Source organism: Actinomadura sp. 7K507 (genome assembly GCF_004348425.1).
Classification (GTDB): Bacteria; Actinomycetota; Actinomycetes; order Streptosporangiales; family Streptosporangiaceae; genus Spirillospora.
The window spans coordinates 1-17,886 of sequence record NZ_SMKK01000089.1; the positions used below are offsets into that span (position 1 = coordinate 1).

At 72.5% G+C, this 17,886-nt stretch carries 20 protein-coding genes; 11 read left to right on the forward strand and 9 right to left on the reverse strand.

Annotated elements, in window-relative coordinates:
• A partial coding sequence (locus tag E1285_RS20875; protein ID WP_132154566.1) for an ATP-binding cassette domain-containing protein occupies positions 1-270 on the reverse strand: 270 nt, incomplete at its 3' end.
• A 90-nt stretch (positions 271-360) separates the two neighbouring features.
• On the reverse strand, positions 361-1,146 hold the full coding sequence (locus tag E1285_RS20880) for an enoyl-CoA hydratase-related protein (protein WP_132154568.1): 786 nt from the start codon (positions 1,144-1,146) through the stop codon (positions 361-363).
• Positions 1,147-1,411: 265 nt separating this feature from the next.
• Here E1285_RS20880 and E1285_RS20885 point away from each other — a divergent pair, with 265 nt between their 5' ends.
• Both E1285_RS20885 and E1285_RS20890 read left to right on the forward strand, forming a co-directional pair.
• Positions 1,412-1,579 carry a DUF3117 domain-containing protein gene (locus E1285_RS20885; RefSeq protein ID WP_083946426.1) on the forward strand — a complete coding sequence of 56 codons (168 nt, stop codon included), beginning with the start codon at positions 1,412-1,414 and terminating at the stop codon, positions 1,577-1,579.
• A gap of 117 nt (positions 1,580-1,696) precedes the next feature.
• Positions 1,697-3,163: a leucyl aminopeptidase gene (locus E1285_RS20890; RefSeq protein ID WP_132154571.1), complete on the forward strand. Its 1,467-nt coding sequence runs from the start codon at positions 1,697-1,699 to the stop codon at positions 3,161-3,163.
• 24 nt (positions 3,164-3,187) lie between these two features.
• On the opposite strand, the gene E1285_RS20895 is transcribed toward E1285_RS20890, so the two are convergent.
• Both E1285_RS20895 and E1285_RS20900 read right to left on the reverse strand, forming a co-directional pair.
• Positions 3,188-3,835, reverse strand: a complete 648-nt coding sequence (locus tag E1285_RS20895) for a hypothetical protein (protein ID WP_132154573.1) — start codon at positions 3,833-3,835, stop codon at positions 3,188-3,190.
• Between the two features lie 13 nt (positions 3,836-3,848).
• Positions 3,849-4,451: an O-methyltransferase gene (locus E1285_RS20900; protein WP_132154575.1), complete on the reverse strand. Its 603-nt coding sequence runs from the start codon at positions 4,449-4,451 to the stop codon at positions 3,849-3,851.
• Between the two features lie 310 nt (positions 4,452-4,761).
• Here E1285_RS20900 and sigE point away from each other — a divergent pair, with 310 nt between their 5' ends.
• From sigE to E1285_RS20925, 5 genes are all read left to right on the forward strand, one after another.
• Entirely contained in the window at positions 4,762-5,436 is a 675-nt protein-coding gene (gene sigE, locus E1285_RS20905; protein WP_243722947.1) for an RNA polymerase sigma factor SigE, read from the forward strand.
• 62 nt (positions 5,437-5,498) lie between these two features.
• The gene (locus E1285_RS46680; RefSeq protein ID WP_207946700.1) at positions 5,499-6,131 is read left to right on the forward strand and encodes a zf-HC2 domain-containing protein; all 633 of its coding nucleotides are present in this window, start codon (positions 5,499-5,501) and stop codon (positions 6,129-6,131) included.
• Positions 6,128-7,291, forward strand: a complete 1,164-nt coding sequence (locus E1285_RS20915) for a sigma-E factor regulatory protein RseB domain-containing protein (protein ID WP_132154577.1) — start codon at positions 6,128-6,130, stop codon at positions 7,289-7,291. Before E1285_RS46680 ends, E1285_RS20915 begins: the two co-directional genes overlap by 4 nt.
• 178 nt (positions 7,292-7,469) lie before the next feature.
• Positions 7,470-9,266 (forward strand): trypsin-like peptidase domain-containing protein, encoded by a 1,797-nt coding sequence (locus E1285_RS20920; protein ID WP_132154579.1) that lies wholly within the window; start codon positions 7,470-7,472, stop codon positions 9,264-9,266.
• 100 nt (positions 9,267-9,366) lie between these two features.
• On the forward strand, positions 9,367-9,726 hold the full coding sequence (locus E1285_RS20925) for a sec-independent translocase (RefSeq protein WP_132154581.1): 360 nt from the start codon (positions 9,367-9,369) through the stop codon (positions 9,724-9,726).
• A gap of 83 nt (positions 9,727-9,809) precedes the next feature.
• Here E1285_RS20925 and E1285_RS20930 read toward each other — a convergent pair whose 3' ends face one another.
• On the reverse strand, positions 9,810-10,949 hold the full coding sequence (locus E1285_RS20930; protein ID WP_132154583.1) for an Mrp/NBP35 family ATP-binding protein: 1,140 nt from the start codon (positions 10,947-10,949) through the stop codon (positions 9,810-9,812).
• A gap of 110 nt (positions 10,950-11,059) precedes the next feature.
• Between E1285_RS20930 and E1285_RS20935 the strand changes: the two genes are divergently transcribed.
• Positions 11,060-11,521 carry a MarR family transcriptional regulator gene (locus tag E1285_RS20935; protein ID WP_243722948.1) on the forward strand — a complete coding sequence of 154 codons (462 nt, stop codon included), beginning with the start codon at positions 11,060-11,062 and terminating at the stop codon, positions 11,519-11,521.
• A gap of 30 nt (positions 11,522-11,551) precedes the next feature.
• Here E1285_RS20935 and E1285_RS20940 read toward each other — a convergent pair whose 3' ends face one another.
• Both E1285_RS20940 and E1285_RS20945 read right to left on the reverse strand, forming a co-directional pair.
• A complete protein-coding gene (locus E1285_RS20940; RefSeq protein WP_243722949.1) occupies positions 11,552-12,046 on the reverse strand; it encodes a DUF1003 domain-containing protein in 495 nt (164 codons plus the stop codon).
• Positions 12,046-13,344, reverse strand: a complete 1,299-nt coding sequence (locus E1285_RS20945; protein WP_132154585.1) for a CBS domain-containing protein — start codon at positions 13,342-13,344, stop codon at positions 12,046-12,048. Before E1285_RS20945 ends, E1285_RS20940 begins: the two co-directional genes overlap by 1 nt.
• A gap of 150 nt (positions 13,345-13,494) precedes the next feature.
• Between E1285_RS20945 and E1285_RS20950 the strand changes: the two genes are divergently transcribed.
• On the forward strand, positions 13,495-14,394 hold the full coding sequence (locus E1285_RS20950; protein ID WP_132154587.1) for an RNA polymerase sigma-70 factor: 900 nt from the start codon (positions 13,495-13,497) through the stop codon (positions 14,392-14,394).
• Positions 14,395-14,433: 39 nt separating this feature from the next.
• Here the strand turns inward: E1285_RS20950 and E1285_RS20955 are convergent, their stop codons facing one another.
• Entirely contained in the window at positions 14,434-14,937 is a 504-nt protein-coding gene (locus E1285_RS20955; RefSeq protein WP_132154589.1) for a hypothetical protein, read from the reverse strand.
• Positions 14,938-14,976: 39 nt separating this feature from the next.
• Between E1285_RS20955 and E1285_RS20960 the strand changes: the two genes are divergently transcribed.
• Positions 14,977-15,918, forward strand: a complete 942-nt coding sequence (locus tag E1285_RS20960; protein WP_207946701.1) for a CoA ester lyase — start codon at positions 14,977-14,979, stop codon at positions 15,916-15,918.
• Positions 15,919-16,041: 123 nt separating this feature from the next.
• The gene (locus tag E1285_RS20965) at positions 16,042-17,418 is read left to right on the forward strand and encodes a type II CAAX endopeptidase family protein (protein ID WP_132154591.1); all 1,377 of its coding nucleotides are present in this window, start codon (positions 16,042-16,044) and stop codon (positions 17,416-17,418) included.
• Here E1285_RS20965 and E1285_RS20970 read toward each other — a convergent pair.
• The gene (locus E1285_RS20970) at positions 17,413-17,802 is read right to left on the reverse strand and encodes an NUDIX domain-containing protein (protein ID WP_132154593.1); all 390 of its coding nucleotides are present in this window, start codon (positions 17,800-17,802) and stop codon (positions 17,413-17,415) included. The genes E1285_RS20965 and E1285_RS20970 overlap by 6 nt on opposite strands.
• Positions 17,803-17,886: the final 84 nt, after the last annotated feature.

Sequence of the window (17,886 nt, forward strand, 5' to 3'; positions counted from 1 at the left end):
CCGCGACAGCTTCGTGATCTCCACGTCGCCGATCAGCACCGACCCGGACGACACCGTGTCCAGCCCGGCCATGCAGTGCAGGAACGTCGACTTCCCGGAGCCCGACGGCCCCATGATCGCGGTGAACTCGCCGCGCGCGAACGCCGCCGAGACACCGCGCAACGCGGACACGGCGCTGTCACCCGTCCCGTACGACTTGACCACCTCGCGTGCGACGGCGACCTGATCGTGGACCTGCTCAATAGGGGGTACGGCGGTTGTCTGCGTCATACCGTCAAGCAAACCGCCGGGGACCCCGCGGCCACATTGACGCATACTCCCCAGTGGCCGGTGGGGGCAGCCCCACCGGCCCGCTGCGGTCTACCGGCCCTCGAACGTGGGCTGCTCCTTCTTCAGGAAGGCCTGGGTCGCGGCATGGTGGTCGCTGGTCTTCTCGCACTCGTCCTGAAGCTCGGCCTCCCGCTCCAGCGCGGACGCCAGTTCGTGCGTCGCCGCGTGGTCGAGTGCCGCCTTCACCGCGCCGTAGGCGACGGTCGGGCCCTGGGCGAGACGGCGGGCCAGCTCCACCGACGCCGGGGCCAGCTCGTCGGCCGGGACGACGCGGTTCACCAGGCCCATCTCCAGGGCCTCCGGCGCCTTGACCGGCTCGCCCAGCAGCAGCAGCTCGGCGGCCTTGGCGCGGCCGACGAGACGCTGCAGCGTCCACGACATGCCGCTGTCCGGGGCGAGGCCGATCCCGGTGAACGCGGTCGCGAACCGTGCCTTGTCGGACGCGACGATCAGGTCGCACGCGAACGCCAGCGACGCGCCCGCGCCCGCCGCGACGCCGTTCACCGCCGCGACGACGGGTTTGCGCATCCCCGCCATCGCCAGCACGATCGGGTTGTACTGCTTGCGGACGGTGTCGTCCAGCCCCTTGCCGGACGCGAGGTTGTCGCCGTGCTCACGCAGGTCCTGCCCGGCGCAGAAGGCCCGTCCGGCACCGGTGAGGATCACCGCGCGGGCGGCCGGGTCGGCGGCTGCGCGCACCACGGTCGCGCGCAGCAGGTCCTTCATCTCGCCCGTCAGCGAGTTCATCCCGTCCGGCCGGTTCAGTGTGATTGTGCCCACACCGTCGGTCACGTCGTACAGCACGGTCTCAGACATCGGCGTCCTCCAGGGTCCGTTCAGATCTTCCCAGGCAACCATCGGCGAACCCGGAGGCGGGGGGCAAGGGCGCCCGCCGGCCCGGTGCCCGGGAGCCGCGCCGGCCGCCGCATCGCCCCAGGTGGGCGGATCCGGAGGCTGATCGTTACCACTTCGCGCCCGGAAGGCGAGATAATGGACCACTACTGATGACGCGGATGCGACACGCGGCCACGCGGCCAAGGGTGTGCGAGGCCGCGGCCCTACGCAGGAAGGGGATTCACGCATGGCGGCGATGAAGCCGCGGACGGGAGACGGTCCGCTCGAAGTGACCAAGGAGGGCCGCGGAATCGTCATGCGGGTTCCTCTCGAAGGCGGCGGCCGTCTCGTGGTCGAGCTCTCCGCCGATGAGGCCAAGGAACTCGGTGAGGCCCTCAAAGGGGTCGTGGGCTGACCGCTCCGCCGATCCCGGCTTGCTGGTGACGGTCCCGGCGGCACCGCCGGGGCCCTTGCCATTCCCGTGAAGCGGGCCAGTCCGTGAACAGCACGACTCAGAGGGGGAACCGCCGCCATGCCCATCGAGACCCGCATCCACGGTGCCGGCGGCACCGTGTCGCAGACGGCGGTCGACCTCGGGGCCGAGGTGGTGGGAATCCCCGTCCGGCAGGGACCGGTCGCACCGGACGCCGAGGTGGCCGGGTCGCTGCCGTTCACGCTGGACGAGCTGCTGGCGCTCCACAAGGCCAAGGGCGAGCCGGGCGAGATCGTGCCCGCCCAGGTCCGCGTCGGAGACCAGGTCCGGGAACTGCTGCTGTACGGAGTGGGCGACGCGGCCCCGGCCGACCTGCGCAAGGCCGGTGCCGCGCTCGCCCGCCGCGGCAAGGGCAGGACGGCGCTGGTCGCGGGCGTGCCCGGCGCCGCCGGGGAACTGGCCGCCTTCGTCGAGGGCGCGCTGCTCGCCTGCTACGAGTTCAAGATCGGCAAGCCGCCGGCGAAGAAGGCTCCCGGCACCATCGCCGTGCTGACCGAGGCCGGGCCCGAGGCGGACGCCCCGGCGATCGAGCTGGGCACCGCCCGCGCGCGGGCCACCGCGCTGGCCCGCGACCTCGCCAACACCCCGGCCCGCGAGAAGGACCCGTCGTGGCTCGCCGGGCAGGCCGAGCTGGTCGCCGCCGACTCCGGCCTCACCGTCCGCGTGCGCGGCGAGAAGGAGCTGGTCGACGAGGGTTTCGGGGGCCTGGTGGCCGTCGGCGCCGGATCGTCGCGCCCGCCCCGCCTCATCGAGCTCACCTACCTCCCGGACGGGGACCCGGAGCGCCATGTCGTGCTCGTCGGCAAGGGCATCACGTTCGACAGCGGCGGCCTGTCGCTCAAGCCCAACGAGGGCATGAAGACGATGAAGACCGACATGGCGGGCGGCGCGGCGGTCATCGCCGTGATGAGCGCGCTGCGCGGTCTCGGCGTGCGCGCCCGCGTCACCGCGCTGGTCGCCGCGGCGGAGAACATGCCGTCCGGGTCGTCCATGCGCCCCGGGGACGTGATCAGGCACTACGGCGGGAAGACGTCGGAGGTGCTGAACACCGACGCCGAGGGCCGGCTCGTCCTGGCCGACGCCCTCGCCTACGCGGACGCCGAGCTCGGCCCCGACGTGGTGGTGGACGTCGCGACCCTGACCGGCGCGGCGAAGGTCGCGCTGGGCCTGCGGCACGGCGCGCTGTTCTCCAACGACGACGACCTCGCCGCGGCGCTCACCCGCGCCGGGACGGCCGCCGGCGACCCGGTGTGGCGGCTCCCGCTGGTCGACGACTACCGCACCGCGATCGACTCCGACGTCGCCGACATCAACAACATCGGCCGCGGCGGCTACGGCGGCGGCTCGATCACGGCGGCGCTGTTCCTGCGCGAGTTCGCCGGCGACCGCGCCTGGGCGCACCTCGACATCGCCGGGCCGGGCCGGGCCACCTCCGACGACGCCGAGATCACCCGTGGCGCGACCGGGTTCGGCACCCGCCTGCTGCTCGGCTGGCTGGCCGGCTGACCCGCCCTCGCACCGGCCGGCCGATCACTTCGTCCGGCGGTCGATCACCGGGACGCGGCGCCGCGCCCTGGCCTCCTTGACGACCTGGGGGAGCGTCGCGTCCCAGCCGTGCTCCACCGCGAAGCACCACGGGACGGCCGCCGCCGTGGCCGGGACGTCCCGCATCGTCAGCGCCACGAGCCGCGGACGCTCCGACGTGCGGGCCAGCTCGGCGAGCTCCCGGGTCGGCAGGAACACGATGTAGTCCTGCTCGCCCCTGCGGGTGCCGCCGACGCCGCGCCGCAGCGCCGTGATCGCCGCCACGTCCGCCCAGGGCAGCTTCCGCCCGGCCTTGCGGGGCAGCGGCCAGCGCGCCGGGCGCCGCACCCCGTCCGCGTCCAGTTCCAGGACGGGACGCCGCGCGATCGTCCCCCCGGCCGCCATGAAGAGCCCCGTCCCGAACAGCACGAGCCCGGTGAAGCCGAGGACCGTGAACATGACGCCGCCGACACTGGTGCCGCCCATCACGCCGCCCGCGACGAACCCGGCCGACGCCAGGAACAGGATCAGGGTCGCGATCAGCTGCCAGACTCCCCGCCACGTGACGCGGACGCGCACGGCGAACGCCGGGCCCGCCCCAGCGGCCCCGGTCTCTATCCCGGTCTCTGTCTCGGTCTCTGTCTCGGAATCCATGGCGTCCATCGGGCTACTCGCACTTGACGGCGCACAGCAGGCCGTCGCCGACCGGCACCAGCATCGGGACGAGCCGCTCGTCCTCGCGGATGATCCGGTGCACCTCGCGGATCGCCTCGGTCTCGGGATCGTGCCGGGTGGGGTCGGCGACACGGTCGTGCCACAGGGCGTTGTCGAACGCGACCACGCCGCCCGGCCGCAGCAGCCGCAGCGCGCCGGTCAGGTACTCGGGGTACTCGCGCTTCTGCGCGTCGCAGAACACCATGTCGTAGGCGCCGTCGGTCAGGCGCGGCAGCACGTCCAGCGCCGGCCCGCTGATCATCCGGGTGCGGAAGGAGCCGAGGCCGGCCTCCACGTACGCCTGCTTGGCGATGCGCTGATGCTCGGGATCGATGTCCACGCTCGTCAGCACCGCGTCCTTGGGCATCCCCCGCATCAGCCAGATACCGGACACCCCGCAGCCGGAGCCGACCTCCACGACCGTCCGCGCGCCGATGAGCGTCGCGAGGAAACGCAGCGCCGCCCCGCCGGCCGCCCCGATCGGCGCGGCGCCGATCTCCTCGCCGTGGCGCCTGGCGTTCAGGAGCGGCTCGTCTTCCGGGAGGTAGTCCTCCACATAGGCCCGAGTGGCCTGAACGGCGTCGATGGCTGCCTCCTCGCGGGACCCCCGCCTGGCTCATGCTGGAAAGACCATATCGCTGACAGGGAACGAACTGGAGTTTCAGCGCGTTGCAACAACGGAAGGAACCCGCTCACGAGCGGGTCGGATCCACGAGAACCGAGTCGGTCCAGAAGCGCCCCAGCCCAGGCGAGACCGTGCCGTTCCAAGGCCGAGACCTTGGCTCACGAGAGAGGAACAGCCCGGCACCATGGGAGTCACAGCACTCAATTTCAGAAGCGCTGTGGGGGTCGGCCCCAGGCAGGCGGTGGGCAGTGTCACGCGCACGCGTGAGAACGCCCCCGAGGCCGAATGGGCGCCGCCGTCCTGGGACGAGGTCGTGCGCGAGCACTCCGCTCGCGTCTACCGGCTCGCCTACAGGCTGACCGGCAACCAGCACGACGCGGAAGACCTCACGCAGGAGGTCTTCGTCCGCGTGTTCCGTTCACTGTCGAACTACACGCCGGGCACGTTCGAGGGCTGGCTGCACCGGATCACCACGAACCTGTTCCTCGACATGGCGAGGCGCCGTCAGCGCATCCGCTTCGAGGGGCTCGCCGACGACGCCGCCGAACGCCTCCAGGGCCGCGAGCCGACCCCGGCGCAGGTGTTCGACGACACCAACTTCGACGCCGACGTGCAGGCCGCGCTCGACGCGCTGGCGCCCGAGTACCGCGCGGCCGTCGTGCTGTGCGACATCGAGGGGCTCTCCTACGAGGAGATCTCCGCGACGCTCGGCGTCAAGCTCGGGACCGTGCGCAGCCGCATCCACCGGGGGCGGGCGCAGCTGCGCGCCGCGCTGGAGCACCGCGCGCCGACCCGCCGCCGGCCGGGGACCAGGAACGAGTACCTGCCCTTGCACGCGGTGGAGGCCGCCGCGGGCGGGGAGCCGGGCGGCATACACGTGGCAAGCGGTGTCCAGCCGCAGCCGGAGGGCGTGTAAAGCTTTGCTCACCGCGTGCGGGCGTGTCCGCGCGCCTGATCGAACGGAACGACGGAGGCGGCGTGAGTTGTCTGGGGGAGCGTCTGACCGCTCTGGTCGACGGTGAGCTGGGGCATGAGGAGCGCGACCGCGCCCACGCCCATCTCGCGGGCTGCGCCCAGTGCAGGGACGAGGCCGACGCGCTGCGCAGGCTCAAGGGCCGGCTGCGGGGCCTGTCCGACGCTCCGGTCGCGGACGAGGTGGGCGACCTCCCGTCCGACGACTTCCTGACCCGGCTGCGCTCCCTGCCCGCGTCCGCCGGCCCGCCCGTCTCCGGCGTCCCGCCGGGGCCGCCGCCCGGCCCGCCCGCCGGGACTCCCGCGCGGCCCTCCGCGCGGCCGCTTCGATCATCGGCCCGTCCCGCGCGGACGCCGCCGGCCGGGCGTCCGCGCGACAACCGCCCCGCCGGGCACGCCGGCGTCCTGCGGGCCCAGCCGCGGCGCCGCTACCTGGTCGTGGGCGCCGCCACCCTGTTCCTCGGCCTCGGCAGCGCCTCCTACGCCGCGGGCGGGCGCCAGGAGGCGCCGAGCGTCACCCCCTCCTTCGACCGTTTCGCCGTCGAGCACGCGCTGACCTCCGGCGACGCCCCCCTGACCGATCCGCTGACCGACCCGCTCAGCCGGGTCCCGGTACCGGCGGCCTCCGCGGGGCCGTGATCGCGAAGACCCTGATCGGCCGGGGACGGGCCCGCTCCGTCCTCGCCTGCGGGCTCGCCGGGGCACTCGCCCTGGCCGCGGCGCTCGCCGGCGACCCGGCCGCCACCCGGCGCGTCCGCAGCGACCCGGCCGCGGTGGCGCTGCTGCGCGCCGCCGCCGACGCCGCGAGCCGGGTCCCGTACCAGGGCAGGCGGTTCCTCACCACGGCGAGCCGCGACAGCTCCACCACGTCCCGGGCCGCCGTCTCCCACACACCCGGCGACGGCATCCACTACCAGGCGGTTCCGGGGGGTGCGGTGGGCCGCCCCTCCACCGCGGACCGGTCCGGGACGGCCGGGAAGGGCTACCGGCCCGAGTCCGCCGCGGGGGACACGACGGGCTTCACCCGGGAGACGCTCGCGCTGCTGACCCGCAACTACTCGGTGGTCCGCGCGGCGGACTCGTCGGTCTGCGGCAGGCACGCCCGCGTCGTGGAGGCCCGCCGGGCGGACGGTACCCCCGCCGGACGGTTCTGGGTCGACTCCGAGACCGGGCTGATGCTGCACCGCGAGCTGATCGACGCCCGCGGCGGCTCCGTGGTCGTCACCGGTTTCAGCGAGATCAGCTTCACCGAGCCGCCGCCGGAGCCGGTGGTGCGCCAAAGGCCCCGCCGGGGGCTCGCGCGGTTCCCCGACACCGGCACGGGCGAGACCGCGGACGGAAACAGAGGCCAGGGCGCCGCCCTGTGGAGCGACGAACTGGACCGGGCCGACCTCGACGGGCTGCGCGAGGGCGGCTGGCCCGTCCCGGAGGACCTGCCCGGACGGCTCACCCTCCACGACGCCCGCCGCGATGACGCCGGCGGTGCCGTCCACCTCAGCTACTCCGACGGCCTCGCCGCCGTCTCGGTGTTCGTGCAGCGCGGCACGCTGGACGAGGACGCCCTCGGCGGCTGGCAGAAGATCGCCAAGGACGACCGGACGGTGTTCCGCCGCGAGTCGCTGCGGCACTGGGCCGTCTCCGCCGGCGACGGCTACGTGTTCACGGTGCTGACCGACGCCCCGCAGAGCACGGCGGAGGCGGTGGCGGCGAGGCTGCCGAGGGACGCCGGCGACCCCTTCTGGCCGCGGCTGTCACGCGGCGCCCGCCGCCTGGTCTCGGCCGCGAACCCGTTCGACTGAACATCACCCGCGCCGGAACCTTCACGGAGTGCGAGGCATCGAAGAGGGGAAAAACGCTCACGTATGCGGATGATCGTCCGGGATGAGCGTATCGACAGAAGGTCTTATGCTCGCCACATGCCTTTCCGGGCAACATGAGCACCGATGACCAGGACCATGCTCGGCAGGAGAGATGGGGATGACGGAAGACAACCGCGGGCCGTCCAGGGCACCGCTGGAGGATGACGACGTCGTCCCCGGCCAGGAGCCCGGACGGCAGGAGGCGGCGGCTCCTCCCGAGACGGTGACCGACCAGGAGATCCCCCTGGAGCAGCCGGTGGACGACCCCGAGCCCGAACCCGGGGCCGAGGCTGAGGCACGGTCCGGCGAAGACGACGCCGAGCCCCGGAACGACCCGGAGGCGAGCCAGGGCACCGACCGGCTGGTGGCGGGGGGATTCGCGCCACCGGACTCGCCGTTCGCCGGGCCGCCCGACACCAGCGAGGACGTGATCTCCCGGTCCGCCCCGGCCGCGGACCTGGGGCCGCGGGAGGTGCCGCTGCAGGACGCGTCACCGAACGACATGCCGCAGCCCCCGCCGCCGGTGCAGCTCGACAAGCCCATCACCGAGGGCCCCGACGACCGGATGCGCCCCGGGTTCGTCCCGCACAACCAGGACCCGCGGGCCGCGCGGCACGGCGCGCCCTACGGCGGCTGGCAGCACTCCCACCAGGGGCCGCCGCCCACCGGCGGCCCACCACCCGCCCCGATGGGGCCGCCACCCGCGCCGATGGGACCGCCGCCGCCCGGCGGCCCCCGCCCGATGGCGGGATTCGGGATGCCGCCCGGGGGCGGCCCGAACTGGGCACCGGTTCCCGGTGCGCCGCCGTCGTCCTCGCGCCGCGGGCCGAGCCTCGGACTCCTCGCCGTCATCACGGTGATCGTCGCGCTGGTGGCCGGCGCGGTCGGCGCCGGGGTCGGCGTCGTCGCCACGGGCGGCGACGACGGCTCGCCGGTCAGCCTGGGCGGCGGCGGTGGCGGCGGCTCGGAGGTGCAGGCCCGTCCGCCGGACTCGGTCGCGGGCGTGGCGCAGCGCGTGCTGCCGAGCGTCGTGATGATCCGCGTGGAGGCCGCGCAGGGCGAGGTCGGCGGCACCGGATTCATCGTCAACGGCGGCTACATCGTCACCAACAACCACGTCGTCGCCGGTGCGGGCAACGGCTCGATCGAGGTCGTCTTCAACGACAAGAAGAGGTTGCCCGCCACCGTCAAGGGCGCCGACTCCAACTCGGACGTCGCCGTCCTGGAGCCCGAGGGCGAGCATTCGCTGCCCGCGCTCACGGTCGGCGACTCCAGCAAGATCGCGGTCGGCGACCCGGTGATCGCGATCGGCTCACCGCTCGGCCTGCAGGGCTCGGTCACGACCGGCGTTGTCAGCTCGCTGAACCGCGCGGTGCCGACCCGGGGCGAGGGCGGCGACGCGTCCTTCCTCAACGCGATCCAGACCGACGCGGCGATCAACCCCGGCAACTCGGGCGGGCCGCTGGTGGACGGCAGGGGCCGCGTGATCGGCATCAACACCGCCATCGCGACGCTCGGCGGCCAGGGTCTCGGTGAGCAGCCGAGCGGCAGCATCGGTCTCGGCTTCGCCATCCCGATCAACCAGGGCAAGCGGATCGCCGAGGAGATCATCCGGACCGGCAGCAGCAGCCAGCCCATCCTGGGTGTGCTGCCCGACCCGAACTTCCAGGAGGGCGGCGCGCGGATCATGCCGCAGCCGGTCAACGGGCAGGACCCGGTGACCAAGGGCGGCCCGGCGGAGAAGGCCGGCCTGAAGCCCGGCGACGTGATCACCCGCGTCGACGACAAGCCGATCGAGGACGCCACCGACCTGATCGCGCAGATCCGCAGCAAGGCCCCCGGCGACCAGGTCTCGATCACCTACCAGCGCGGTGGCCAGGAGAGCACGGTCAAGGTCACGCTGGGGTCGAACTAGGCGGGTACGTCCGGGTCCGGTTCATCCGGGGCCGGGATACGCTGAGGGGGCCGGTCCGCCACAGGGCCGGCCCCCTCGGCCGCAGCATGTGGAGGACGTGGTGTTCGACGTCGGAATCGGCGAGATGGCGGTTCTCGTCGTCCTCGCCCTGGTCATCTTCGGGGACAGGCTGCCCCAGGTCGCCAGCCAGGCCGGCCGGATGCTGCGGCAGTTCCGGCAGATGGCCAACTCCGCGAAGGCGGATTTGCAGGAGGGCCTCGGCCCCGAGTTCAAAGACTTCGACATCAACGACCTCAACCCGAAGTCGTTCGTCCGCAAGCACCTGCTGGAGGACGACGACAACGACGGCTACCTGACGAAGAACGGCGTCTTCGACGACGAGCCCTCGTACGCGACGAGCCCCGGCAACGGCCAGCTCGCCTACGACGAACGCCCCCCGTTCGACAAAGAGGCGACGTAGTCCCAGGAGCGGCGCAGCCCGAGGGGGTGTAGCCCGAGGGGGCGGCGTCCCAGGGGGCTGCCCCCCTGGGAGCCGCTACCTACCTACCTTCCCTTGGGTGAGATGCCCAGGGACATGCCCGCGAGGCCCCGGCTGCGGCCGGCGATGCTGTCGGCGATGGTGCGCAGTTCCTTGGCCGCGCCGGCGTCCGGGTCGGACAGCACCAGCGGCCGCCCGTCGTCACTGCCCTCGCGCAGCCGCGGGTCGATCGGCACCTGGCCGAGCAGGGGGACGCGTGCCCCGAGCGTCTTCGTCAGCGCGTCCGCGACCGTCTGGCCGCCGCCCTCGCCGAAGAGGTGCTGCTGCTCGCCGCAGTGCGGGCACGTCAGGTACGACATGTTCTCGATCACGCCGACGACCTGCTGGTGGGTCTGCGCGGCGATCGCGCCGGCCCGCTCGGCGACCTCGGCGGCCGCCTGCTGCGGCGTGGTGACCACGAGGATCTCCGCGGACGGCACGAGCTGCGCGACGGAGATCGCGATGTCGCCGGTGCCGGGCGGCAGGTCCATCAGCAGGATGTCCAGGTCGCCCCAGTAGACGTCGGTGAGGAACTGCTGCAGCGCCCGGTGCAGCATCGGCCCGCGCCACACGACCGGCTGGTTGCCCGCGGTGAACATGCCGACGGAGATGACCTTCACGTCATGCGCCGTCGGCGGCATGATCATGTCCTGGACCTTGGTGGGCGAGCTGTCCACCCCGAGCATCCGCGGCACGGAGTGGCCGTAGATGTCGGCGTCCACGACGCCGACCTTGCGGCCCTGCGCGGCGAGCGCGGCGGCCAGGTTGACCGTCACCGACGACTTGCCGACGCCGCCCTTGCCGCTCGCCACCGCGTACACCTTGGTCAGCGAGCCCGGCCGCGCGAACGGGATCTCCTTGGCGGGCTCACCGCCGCGCAGCTTGGTCTGCAGGTCCTTGCGCTGCTCCTCGCTCATCACATCGAGTTCGACGCCCACCGACGTCGCGCCGTCGAGTTTCGCGACGGCCTCCGTGACGTTCTTGGTGATGGTGTCCTTCATGGGACATCCGGCCACGGTCAGGTAGATACCGACGCGGACGGTGCCGTCCGCCTCGATGTCGATGCTCTTGACCATGTCGAGCTCGGTGATGGGCTTGCGGATCTCAGGATCGTTCACCGTAGCGAGCGCCGCGGTCACCTGCTCGGTGGTCAACTGGGAGGCCATGTGTCCATGGTATGAACCCGGTGCAACAACCTGCTAATCAGGGTGCCGCTCCTCACACCGCGTGCGGGGTCTCCATCACGCCGGACGCGGCGCCGCCGTAGCATCGTGGCGTGACAAGCAGCACCCACTCGGCCGCCGAGCTGATCGCCTGGCGCACCATGCTCCGCGCACAGGCGCAGTTCTCCCGCCGGCTCCAGGCCGATCTGCTGGCCCGCCACGACCTGGCGCTCGGCCCCTACGAGGTGCTCATGCACCTCGGCGAGGCCCCGGGCGGCCGGCTCCGGATGAACGACCTCGCCGACCGCGTCCTGCTGTCGCGCAGCGGCCTGACCCGGCTCGTCGACCGGCTGGAGCGCGACGGCCTCGTCGCCCGGCAGACCTGCCCGAGCGACGCCCGCGGCCTGTACGCGGTCCTGACCACCGGCGGGCGGACCCGGCTGGACGAGGCCGCCCCGACCTACCGGCAGGGCGTCCGCGACCACATGCTGAGCCGCCTGGACGAGTCCGACCTGCGCACCTTCCAGTACATCCTGGACAAGCTCGCCGACGAGCAGGTCCCCGTCCAGGCCTAGCCTCTCCCGGCGTGTCAGGCGGCCCAGTTCTCAGGCCGCACTGTCTTTGGTGTCCAGCTCCCGCATGACCTGCTGGAGTTCCGACCGCAGGAAGTCGCGGGTGACGACCTCGCTCAGCGCCACCCGCAGCCCGGCGATCTCCCGTGTCAGGTACTCGGTGTCGGCGATGGTGCGCTCGCTCCTCGACCGGTCCTGCTCGTACTGGACGCGGTCCCGGTCGTCCTGCCGGTTCTGAGCGAGCAGGATCAGCGGCGCGGCATAGGACGCCTGGATCGACAGGATCAGCGTCAGGAAGATGAACGGGTACGGGTCGAACCGCACGGACGCCGGCGCGAAGGTGTTCCACACCATCCACACCGCGATGAACGCCGTCAGATAGACGAGGAACCTGGCCGTCCCCAGGAACCGCGCGATCCGCTCGGACACCCGCCCGAACGACTCCGGGTCGTAGTGGACGCGGGGCATGAACGTCCTGCGGATCTCCCTGGGCTGGTCCAGGCGCGCGGTCATCTGTCGTGTCGTCATCAATTGTTCCCCCGGAGAGCCTCTTCCTCGGGATCCGCGGACTCGTCCGCGCTGGCGTCCATCAGCGTCTCCCGCCAGTCCACGGGCAGGAGATGGTCGAGCACGTCGTCGATCGTCACCGACCCCAGCAAGTGGCCGTTCTCGTCCACGACGGCGCCCGCGACGAGGTTGTAGGTGGCCAGGAACATCGCCACGGCCTCCAGCGACATCGTGGGCCGCAGCGGGTCGAGTTCGGTGTCGAGGATTCCGGCGACGAGCGTCGGCGGCGGCTCGCGCAGCAGCTTCTGGAAGTGGACCGTCCCGAGGTACTGGCCGGTCGGCGTCGCGGTCGGCGGCCGGCACACGTACACCTGCGCGGCCAGGGCAGGGTTCAGGTCGGGTCTCCTGATCAGCGCCAGCGCCTCGGCGACCGTCGCGTCCGGCGCGACGATCACCGGGTCGGTCGTCATCAGGCCGCCGGCCGAGTGCTCCTCGTAGGTCAGCAGCCTGCGCAGCGGCGCCGCCTCCTGCGGCTCCATCAGCGTCAGCAGCTGCTCACGCTGCTCGGTGGGCAGTTCCCCGAGCAGGTCGGCGGCGTCGTCGGGGCCCATGGCTTCCAGCACGCGGGCGGCCCGGTCCACGCCGAGCTTGCCGAGGATCTCGACCTGGTCGTCCTCGGGCAGCTCCTCCAGGACGTCGGCGAGCCGCTCGTCGGCGAGCGCCAGCGCGACCTCTGTCCGCCGCTTCTCCGGCAGCTCGTGCACGACGCCGGCGAGGTCGGCGGGCTTCAGCTGCCCGAACGCGGCGATCAGCCCGGCCGCGCCCTGCCCGTGCTCGACGGTGGAGAACCCCTCCACGGTGTCCCAGTCCACGACGATGCTCTCGCCGCGCTTGCGCAGCCCCCGGCCCCTCCTGCGGCGCACCGCCACCTTGCCGACCAGCCAGTCCCTGGTGCGGGTCGGCTCCATCGCCACGTCGACGACCGAGACGGGCTCCCCGCTGTCGCGGAACCGGACCGTCCGGTCCAGCAGCTCGGCGATGACCAGCGTCTCGGACTCGCGCTTGCTGAACCGCCGCACGTTCAGGCGCCCGTCGAAGACGACCGCGTCCGCCTCGATCAGCGTCACCCGCGTGATCGGCACGAACACCGCCCGCCGCGACGTGACCTCCACCACGAGCCCCAGCACCCGCGGCGGCCGGGGCGCGAGCCGCAGCGCCACCACGACATCGCGGACCCTGCCGACCTGGTCACCGGCCGGATCGAACACCGCGACGCCCGCGAGCCGGGCGATGAACACCCGCGACGGAGCTGCGCTCATGGCCAGGACACTACCCATGATCTCCGTCCTGATCCGGTACCGGACGGGTGATCCCGGACGCCCGCGGGCAGGACATGTCACATCTCCCCATGCCCGTCTCGTCCAGGATGTGACAGGACGTGCGAGGACCCGCGTGAGAGGCTGGCGACCATGAGCGAGGCGCTGGAGGACCCCTTCGAGGAGCACCGGAACCTGCTGTTCGCGGTGGCGTACCGGATGCTGGGGACGGCCGCGGACGCGGAGGACGCCGTCCAGGACGCGTGGCTGCGCTGGTCCGCGGCGGACCGTTCGGACGTCGCCGACCCCAAGGCCTACCTGGTGCGGATCACCTCCAACGTCGCGCTCGACCGGCTGCGGTCGGCGCGGGCCAAGCGCGAGACCTATGTCGGGCCGTGGCTGCCCGAGCCGATGCTGACGTCGCCGGACATCGCCGAGGACGTCGAGAGGTCGGAGTCGGTGTCGATGGCGATGCTCGTCGTCCTGGAGACGCTGAGCCCGCTCGAACGCGCCGTGTTCGTCCTCAAGGAGGTGTTCGGGTACCCGTTCGCCGAGATCGCCGGGGCGCTCGACCGGTCGGAGGCGTCCGTGCGGCAGCTCGGCACCCGCGCCCGCAAGCACGTGGAGGCGCGGCGTCCCCGCTTCGAGGCCCGGGGAGCGGAGCGGCAGGCGGCCACCGAACGGTTCTTCGAGGCGGTCCTCGGCGGCGACGTCAACCGGCTCCTGGAGGTCCTCGCCCCCGACGTCGCGCTGTGGACGGACGGCGGCGGCAAGGTCAAGGCGGCGCGGCGGATCATCCACGGCGCCGACAAGATCAGCCGCTGGCTCTCCGCGGTCACCGGGGTGTCCTACGCGGGCGTGGAGGCCGCCGACATGCGGATGCGGCGCGTCAACCTCAACGGTGAACCGGCCCTCGTGGTGGACGGCCCCGCCGGCCCGATCGGGACCGTCACCGTCGACCTGAACGACGACGGCCGGATCCAGACCGTCTACCTGGTCGCCAACCCCGACAAGCTCAGCTCGGTCGCCGAGGGCCGCCGCCTGGCGATGTGACGCCCGCCGATGTCCCGCCCGCCGGGCGGGAGGCGCCGCCTACCGGTCGACGCGGCGGCGTTTGCCGCCGTAGAGGCGGGGCGGCGCGCCCGCGGTCGTCGCCGGTGTCGGGACGGGGCGCACGGTCGCGTAGTCCCCGGGCGCCTGCGCGGCCTCCAGGGCGGGGGTGAGCCGCATGACCCAGGACTCGGTGGCCCACCGTTCCACCTGACTCTCGTGGGACGCGGCGTTCAGCCGGGCCTTGGCCAGCAGGGGCGTCACGGCGTCCCAGAGTTCGGAGCCCGGCTCGACCGGCTCGGCGTCGGCGACGAACGAGACGAGCCGTCCGCCCTTGTCCTTGCTGCGCAGGATGACCGTCACCTGTGCGGACTCCGGCAGGCCGGGCAGCGGCTGCTCGCCCTCCCCGCCGGTCAGCACGTACGCGGAGCCGTCGTGCCACACGTGCCAGGCGGCCCTCGGCTGCGGCAGGCCGGGGATGTCCAGCCAGAGCAGGTCCGACTTCTTGGCCGCCTCCTCAACCAGCGCCCGGTTCAGCTCACCCATGCCCTGAAGCGTCTCACACCGCTGGATAGCATCCGGGCCATGCGCTCTCGACGTACCACCCTCGCGGTCCCCGGCAGCAACGCCCGCTTCATCGAGAAGGCGCAGGGGCTCCCCGCGGACGAGATCTTCCTGGACCTGGAGGACGCCGTCGCGCCGTCCGCCAAGGAGGAGGCCCGCAAGACCGTCGTCGCCGCCCTCAACGACGGGGACTGGGCCGAGAAGATCCGGGTGGTCCGCGTCAACGACCTGGACACCCACTGGGCCTACCGGGACGTGATCGAGGTCGTGGAGGGCGCCGGCGCCAACCTCGACGCCGTCATGCTGCCGAAGGTGCAGGACGCCACCCACGTCCAGTGGCTCGACCGGCTCCTCACCCAGATCGAGCGGGCCGTGGGGCTGCCCGTGGGCGGCATCGGCATCGAGGCCCAGATCGAGGACGCGCGGGGCATGGTCGGCATCGACGCGATCGCCGCGTCCTCGCCGCGGCTGGAGGCGCTCGTCCTCGGCCCCGGCGACCTCATGGCGTCGATCAACATGAAGACGCTCGTCGTGGGGGAGCAGCCGCCCGGCTACACGGAGGGCGACGCCTACCACTACATCCTGATGCGGATCCTGATGGCCGCCCGCGCCCGCGACCTCCAGGCCATCGACGGGCCGTACTTCAACGTCCGGGACGTGGAGGCGTTCACGCGGGTCGCGCAGCGGTCCGCCGCCCTGGGGTTCGACGGCAAGTGGGTCCTGCATCCGGCCCAGATCGAGGCCGGGAACGCGGTGTTCTCCCCGTCCCAGGACGACTACGACCACGCCGAGCTGATCCTCGACGCCTACGACCACTACGTCACCGTCGAGGGACGCGGCGCCGCCACCCTCGGCGACGAGATGATCGACGAGGCGTCCCGGAAGATGGCGCTGGTCATCGCCGCCAAGGGCCGCGCCGCGGGAATGGCCCGAACCAGGCGCTTCGACCCGCCGGGGAACTGAGTGCTTTTCATCCGGCCTGTCACGGGGACCGCTACAGGCGCAGACCATCGAGGATGAAAAGTATTCACCGACGCCCCATTACGATTCCTCCCACGGACGTGACGGTTACCGGGAGGATCGAACGTGTCAGAACGAGGGGAAGCCGATGGCTGGGCCCCGCTCGACCCCGACCTTCCCAGCGACCGGCCCCCAGAGGGGCGGCCCCAGGAGAACCCGCCGCCTGAACCCGAGCAGGCACGACCCGAGCAGGCACAGCCGCCCGAGCCCGGGCAGGCTCAGGGCTATGGGCAGGCTCAGCCCTATGAGCAGGCGCAGCACGCCGAGCAGGCGCAGCCTTACGCCGCCGGGATGCCGTACTGGCAGGACGCTCCGGCGCAGCCGCCCGCGTGGGGCGGTCAGTACGGCGCCGCTCCCTACGGGCCCCATTGGCAGGACCCCTATGGGCAGGCGTACCCCGGATACGGGGCGCAGCCGGTAAAGACGTCCTGGATCGTGGTGCCGCCCGCGGGGACCCCGTTCCACAGGATGGCGCGTACGGATATCCACCGGTGGTGGCGTCCGCTGCTGGGGAGCCTGACGATCCTGGGCCTCGGCATGAGCCTGGCGGTCGGGCTCATGCTCATCGGGATGATCGTTTTGGTGGCCGTGACGGGGGAGATCCCCGACCCGGAAGGTGCGGACACGACCACGATCTTCGGCAACGACACGGCCGACCTGGTGTTCAACCTGGCCGCGCTGGCGGTGTTCCTGCCGGCGGCGCTGCTCGTGGCGTGGGGGATCCAGCGGCGCAGGCCCGGCACGCTCTCTTCGGTCGTGGGACGGCTGCGCTGGAAATGGATGCTGGTCTGCTGCGGCCTGGCGGTCCTGTTCTGCATCGTGTCGTTCGGGACGTCGCTCCTAGCGGGCATGGGTCTGGACGAAGAGGCCGGCGGGGACGAGCACTGGGTCGGGTGGGAAGAGTTCCTTCTGCCCGCGGTCCTCATCCTCCTGCTGGTGCCGTTCCAGGCGGCGGCGGAGGAGTACGTCTTCCGTGGCTGGATGCTGCAGGCCGTGGGCGCCTGCACGCTGGAGAACGCCAAGAGGAAGGCCGGGCGGGCGCTCAGCGTCGTGTTCCGGACGCCCTGGCCCGGCATGGTGGTCGGCTCGGCGCTTTTCACGGCCGGGCACGGCTACACGGGCTGGGGAATCCTCGACATCTTCGTCTTCGGAATGATCGCGGCGTGGGTGACGGTGCGCACGGGCGGGCTGGAGGCGGCCATCGCCCTGCACGTGTTCAACAACCTGATGGCGTTCCTCATCTCGGCCGCCCTCGGCCAGCTGGACATCGTGCAGGGCTCGGTGCCGTGGCAGGTCGTCGTGGCGGACGTCGTCCCCATGGCGCTGTTCGCCGTGGCCGCCGTCTGGCTGGCGGGGAGGATGCGCATCCAGACAGTCACGTCCGGCCCCGCCGGAGACGACGTCCCGGCGACGGCGGGCACCCAGCCCGCGCACGCCTCATAGCAGCCCCCACAAGGCGAGTGCGTCGAGAAGCCCCGGCGTGACGGGGAGTTCGCGCAGGGCGCCGGGCGAGACCCACCGCACGTCGGACGCGTCGTCACCGGCACGGAGCGTTCCACCCGTCACCGTCGCGGCATAGTCGTATATCTCGTAGGTGACGCCGCCCGGCCCCGGGCGTTCCACCGTCCCGGTCAGCGGGCCGACCAGGACGTCCAGGCCCGTCTCCTCCTTCAGTTCCCGCGCGACCGCGGCCGGGTCGTCCTCGCCGGGTTCGACCCGTCCACCCGGAACGGACCACAGGCCCTCGCCAGGTGGACGCCCCCGCCTCACCACGAGCAGCCGCCCGTCCCCGTCCCGCACGATCCCGCCGACGCAACGAACTCGCATGACCCCATTTTGTCCGCCCCTTTCCCAGGCGGCGACCTGCGCGACCTTGACGGGCCCCGGCGTCGCCGCGCAGGGTGGGTAATC

Coding starts and splice junctions, on each gene's coding strand:
- E1285_RS20890 (WP_132154571.1), top strand. CDS start 1,697: ATGCCCATCGAGACCCGCATCCACGGTGCCGGCGGCACCGTGTCGCAG.
- E1285_RS20895 (WP_132154573.1), bottom strand. CDS start 3,835: ATGGATTCCGAGACAGAGACCGAGACAGAGACCGGGATAGAGACCGGG.
- E1285_RS20885 (WP_083946426.1), top strand. CDS start 1,412: ATGGCGGCGATGAAGCCGCGGACGGGAGACGGTCCGCTCGAAGTGACC.
- E1285_RS20940 (WP_243722949.1), bottom strand. CDS start 12,046: ATGACGACACGACAGATGACCGCGCGCCTGGACCAGCCCAGGGAGATC.
- E1285_RS20945 (WP_132154585.1), bottom strand. CDS start 13,344: ATGAGCGCAGCTCCGTCGCGGGTGTTCATCGCCCGGCTCGCGGGCGTC.
- E1285_RS20930 (WP_132154583.1), bottom strand. CDS start 10,949: ATGGCCTCCCAGTTGACCACCGAGCAGGTGACCGCGGCGCTCGCTACG.
- E1285_RS20955 (WP_132154589.1), bottom strand. CDS start 14,937: ATGGGTGAGCTGAACCGGGCGCTGGTTGAGGAGGCGGCCAAGAAGTCG.
- E1285_RS20960 (WP_207946701.1), top strand. CDS start 14,977: ATGCGCTCTCGACGTACCACCCTCGCGGTCCCCGGCAGCAACGCCCGC.
- E1285_RS20920 (WP_132154579.1), top strand. CDS start 7,470: ATGACGGAAGACAACCGCGGGCCGTCCAGGGCACCGCTGGAGGATGAC.
- E1285_RS20880 (WP_132154568.1), bottom strand. CDS start 1,146: ATGTCTGAGACCGTGCTGTACGACGTGACCGACGGTGTGGGCACAATC.
- E1285_RS20950 (WP_132154587.1), top strand. CDS start 13,495: ATGAGCGAGGCGCTGGAGGACCCCTTCGAGGAGCACCGGAACCTGCTG.
- E1285_RS20970 (WP_132154593.1), bottom strand. CDS start 17,802: ATGCGAGTTCGTTGCGTCGGCGGGATCGTGCGGGACGGGGACGGGCGG.